2 protein-coding genes are annotated in these 4,700 nt (G+C 43.8%); both read left to right on the plus strand.

Annotation, left to right across the window (positions count from 1 at the left end; genetic code table 11):
• Positions 1–107: 107 nt before the first annotated feature.
• On the plus strand, positions 108–1,826 hold the full coding sequence (locus HXW94_RS09900; protein WP_178366742.1) for an AAA family ATPase: 1,719 nt from the start codon (positions 108–110) through the stop codon (positions 1,824–1,826).
• A 601-nt stretch (positions 1,827–2,427) separates the two neighbouring features.
• A partial coding sequence (locus tag HXW94_RS09905; RefSeq protein WP_178366743.1) for a hypothetical protein occupies positions 2,428–4,700 on the plus strand: 2,273 nt, incomplete at its 3' end.

A 4,700-nucleotide genomic window follows, 5' to 3' on the forward strand; every position in this document is an offset into this window, starting at 1 on the left:
ACGGTTATTCCTACAATACGACGTGCTAAGGTCCGGTGCCTGGGCTACTATCTTAATTATAAGGAGGACGGCAATTCCTCCCCTGAGCTAAAGACTCAGGGGTTTCCTTGCCGCATTTTATGAAAAAAATTCCATATGCTGTAGGAAATTTTGAGCAGATACAGGAACAAGGGTTTTACTATGTTGACAAAACATTTTACATCAGTGTTCTTGAAGAGTGGAATGCCCCTGTATTCCTCCGTCCCCGGCGCTTTGGCAAAAGCCTTTGGTGTTCCACCCTTGAGTGTTATTACGACATCAACCGCAAAGATAAGTTTAATTCTCTTTTTGGCAAAACCTGGATCGGACAAAATCCCACACAGCTAAAAAACGCGTTTATGGTGATGCGCTTAAATTTTTCTGTGGTCTCTGTCAAACCTGACGTCCGGGTGATTGAAGATAATTTTATTGCAACCCAGAGTCCGACCATCAAGAAGTTTCTAAGTCGTTATGGCGCATTGCTTGGCGATTTGAATATTGCAATGGATATGCCGGTTGCAAACCAGCTTCAGATTATAATCGAAGCCGTTGATGAGTACAAGCTCCCCCCCCTTTACTTGATTATCGACGAATACGACAATTTCACCAACCAACTGATCACCTCCCGTAATGATGATCTATACAAGGCACTGACCACGGGGGACTCTTTTTTGCGCTCCTTTTTTAAGGTCATCAAATCAGGCGTTGAAATGCAAAGCATCGGCAAGGTGTTTATCACGGGTGTGTTACCCATTACCATTGATGATTTGACATCAGGCTTTAATATTGCGCAGATGATTACCTTGCAAAAACAATTTGCAAACATGATGGGGTTTACCCATAAGGAAACAAAAGATTATCTTTCCCATGTGTTTAAATCCTATGGCTTTGATTCAGCCCGCATGCCGGAAATACTTGAAATAATGGAGAACCATTATGACGGGTACCGGTTTTTACCCGATGTTGAACAAACTTTATATAATTCCACCATTGTCACCTTTTTTTTAAAACACCTTGTTGTTAATGGAGGGCAAATACCAAGAGAACTGATAGACGATAATCTTAAAACCGATGTGTCCTGGATTCAAAGGCTTACAACGGTTAAAGAAAATACGGATGCCATGATGGATGCCCTGGTTTTTGATAATGCCCTGGAATATGACCTGAAACAACTTGTTTCCAAGTTCAATATGCATAAATTTTTTGAAAAAGACTATTATCCGGTTTCACTTTTTTATCTTGGTATGGTCACTTGTTTTGATGACTTTTCAATGTGCCTTCCCAACAATACCATGCGGGAAATATTTGTTGATTATTACAATGAACTCAATAATTACGAAGTATCCAAAGGGTATACGCAATTTTTCAGGCAATTTCTTGCCAAACCGGATCTCGAAAAATTATTTACGGCCTTTTATGAAACCTATCTTGGACAGTTTCCGGCCCAAGCCTGGGACAAAATTAATGAAAACTTTGTCCGCTGCACTTTTTACGAGATCTGTACCCGGTACCTGTCACGGTATTTTACCTTTTCCATGGAGGTAAACTACCCTTCGGGCCGAAGTGACTGGGAGATGACAGGAAAATACCATACAAAGTACAAGGATACAAAAACCATTATTGAATTCAAGTATCTCTCTTCCCGGGAGGCCGGCAGGATATTGTCTCTTAAAACACCTAAAAATGATGAACTCACACAGGTTCTTGGCTATAAAAAAGATGCGTTGAAAATGTTCCCTGAATTTAAAGTAACGGCATGTATCATCTATGTTGCAGCAAATAAAGGATTTCGTTTCTTTAAACTTTAAAATTTTCACCGCCCAATCCGGCTTTACCTCCCATAAAGGCTGTACACGATGAATCCATGGGTTTCAAAAACATGCTGTAAATGATCTTCAAGTTCCTGCCGGGTCACTCCGGATTTATTAATACATATCATTGGAGAGGTTCATTCCCAAATCATAAATCACGAGAGTGATCCTGCTCAACAATTCTATAAATGACAAAAATGGGCAGATAACTTCCCTAAATTGTCAACATCTCTTTAAAAGGAAGTTCCATGAGCCTGTTTTTGTAAAGGCATAATAGCGAAAAGTCACAAACGTCTCTGTATAAAAGTGGTATTGGTGACACTCGACAATCTAATTTTTTATTTATAATGGTTTCATCCGCTTATTAAATTTTTTGAACGAAACTTTATTTGAAAATCATAGTATAGAGCCCATTATTTTTACGTGATTGGACGAAAAGCTGGATCATCAAGTGGTACTGAACAAAGACAGGGTATGTTTTTTGCTTAAGGTTCTCGTCTCAAAGAAACAATTTCGGTTGATGCGACAATAAGAATTACCACTGTCATCAATTAATAATATTTGCTCAGGTAACACTCGGCCAAGGAGGAATGAAACAGTGCATAAAATTTTCATCGGGGTATTTTTGTGTTTTTCACTTCTAATTTCAGTACAGGTCAATGCGAAGCCACCTCAATACGTACCCATGGATTACCCCGGCTGGTCGCTATTTGGCGAAGACACACAATTACCCGGTGTTCCTGAAGGAGATAAAGCGGATTATGTTCAGGAAATTCTTGCCTGGGCAAAACAATCTTCTCCAGCTACCCCCATAACGGAAGATATGGCCAACGCTGCAATCGACTGGGGCTACCAACCGGAAATCGGGAACCCGACCACCCTTCTGGCAGAGACCAGCGAAGGTGTTATCGAAGAGACCTACATCCCTTTCGGTTCAGACAGCACAATCCGCGAAGCAATGAAAGATATTATTGCCCTGGAAAGTGCCCAAGACAGCATTATTGAATGGGAAGATGACTTCTATTATGAGATTGGTAAAAATGACGTTTCCTTATCTGCATCTTACGATAGAGCGGTGTGTATCCAAGCCGAAATTTTGAAGATTAACCAGGCCCTGAATCGTAACTTTATCGTCAAAACACTCCTCGGTAGCGGCAGCACCTCGTTTTTCAATGTTCTTTCTTCTGATGGCATGCTTGAAAGCTATACTGACTCAAAAGTCCTGTCTCTGTTAGAAGCCGGCATGACCGACAATTTAGGATCCTGGAGCTTCAAACCCGATAAACTTGATACCCTTGGAATCGGTTTGGACTTGAGCATACGCATTTACGAAGCGTATGGTGGTGCCTCTGACGTAGCACAGATACTCAAAAATACCGCCACCGGCATAGGCGGACTGCTTGGGGGAGGTCTCAGCCTCGTCATGGCTCCCGGGATAATATTCTATGACTCAATGATGTTTCTCGGCAATGGCTTACATGACACCTCCAAAGGCGCCCATCTCTTATTTCATTATTACTTTTGCAAAGTTGAAAACGGTGTTATCCCATCGGACATTCTTGAGGGTGGTGCAATCAGTTTAGATTCCTTTGCCGCCTATGCGCCAACCGGGGAACTGGCCAATGACCCCGTATTTAAGGGTTTGAATTATTACGCCGCCTCTCATCAATCCATTTTTTCAAATGCAGCAACAACAGAACAAATAATGGCCGCATACGGCACTTCTGCCTTGTTTACAACAATACGCAATATTGATGTTGCGCATCTCAAACGGGAATTGGCCAGTTACCTGTTTTTGAAATATCTGGAGCAGAATTCAACAGATATCCAAGTCACCCGCGATGATCCTGACAGCAATCAATTTACCCTGCGGCCTGACGGTATTTACGATGCCGATCGGGATGGCCGCGCCATCAATGCGACATGGACCTGGAAAAGTGACGGCAGCAGCAGCACACTGGATCTCTCGGCGGAAGACTATACCGGCGTCATGACGCCCATTGATGTCGAAAACGATGTTCCCAAATATTTTTACCTGAATCTTCAGGCGACTGCCGAAACCAGTGCTGATGGTATTTTAACCCTGGACCTGACCTACCCGGACGGATCACATAAAACCGGCGCTGTTGACATCAACTACCTTCCACAACACGGAACGCTCACCACGACTGTAACGGAAACCGACACCACCCTGACCTTCAGCCTGAGCATGAGCGGTGACACCGATTATGACGCTGCGGTTCTTTATGCGCAGAACACTAATGGCAAAGAGAGCAGCGCAATAGCGACGTACAGTAACAACAGCTCATCCTGGCCGTTAGTCGAAGATAAATACAGCACAACGATCAACAAACGCAGCCTGGGGTCTTACGGGACCTTCAAGTTCTGGTATAAGGTTGATGGCGGCATGAGTAATATCCTGACGATTTCCGTACCGGATCCCAATGATATTGACGCTGACGGGCTGTCCGATTCATGGGAAATCGAATTTTTCGGAAGCATCAACGTGACAACCGGAGACGCCGACCCGGATGGAGACGGCAAGATCAACACTCTTGAAGAAGCGTTGAACACCCATCCGTTGAAAACAGGCCCGGAAGAAATTTTAACCACAGCCGTGATTTCATCCAGCAGCAATCCGTATGGGACCCTGTATGCCAACCTCAAATTGACGGGAGGTACGCTTGATCTTCAGGGACGAACACTCGTTGTCAAAGGCGACTTGATTCATTCGGGCGGCACCCTGACGGTCACCGGCGGCACCCTGGTGGTTGAAGGGGACTACCGGATACAGAGGGCTTCTACAGATGATCAAGGGACGACAACCTACAGCTACTCTTCCGGCAGACTCAACATGACTAACAGCGACGA

It is taken from the genome of Desulfobacter latus, assembly GCF_013389365.1.
Taxonomy (GTDB): Bacteria; Desulfobacterota; Desulfobacteria; order Desulfobacterales; family Desulfobacteraceae; genus Desulfobacter; species Desulfobacter latus.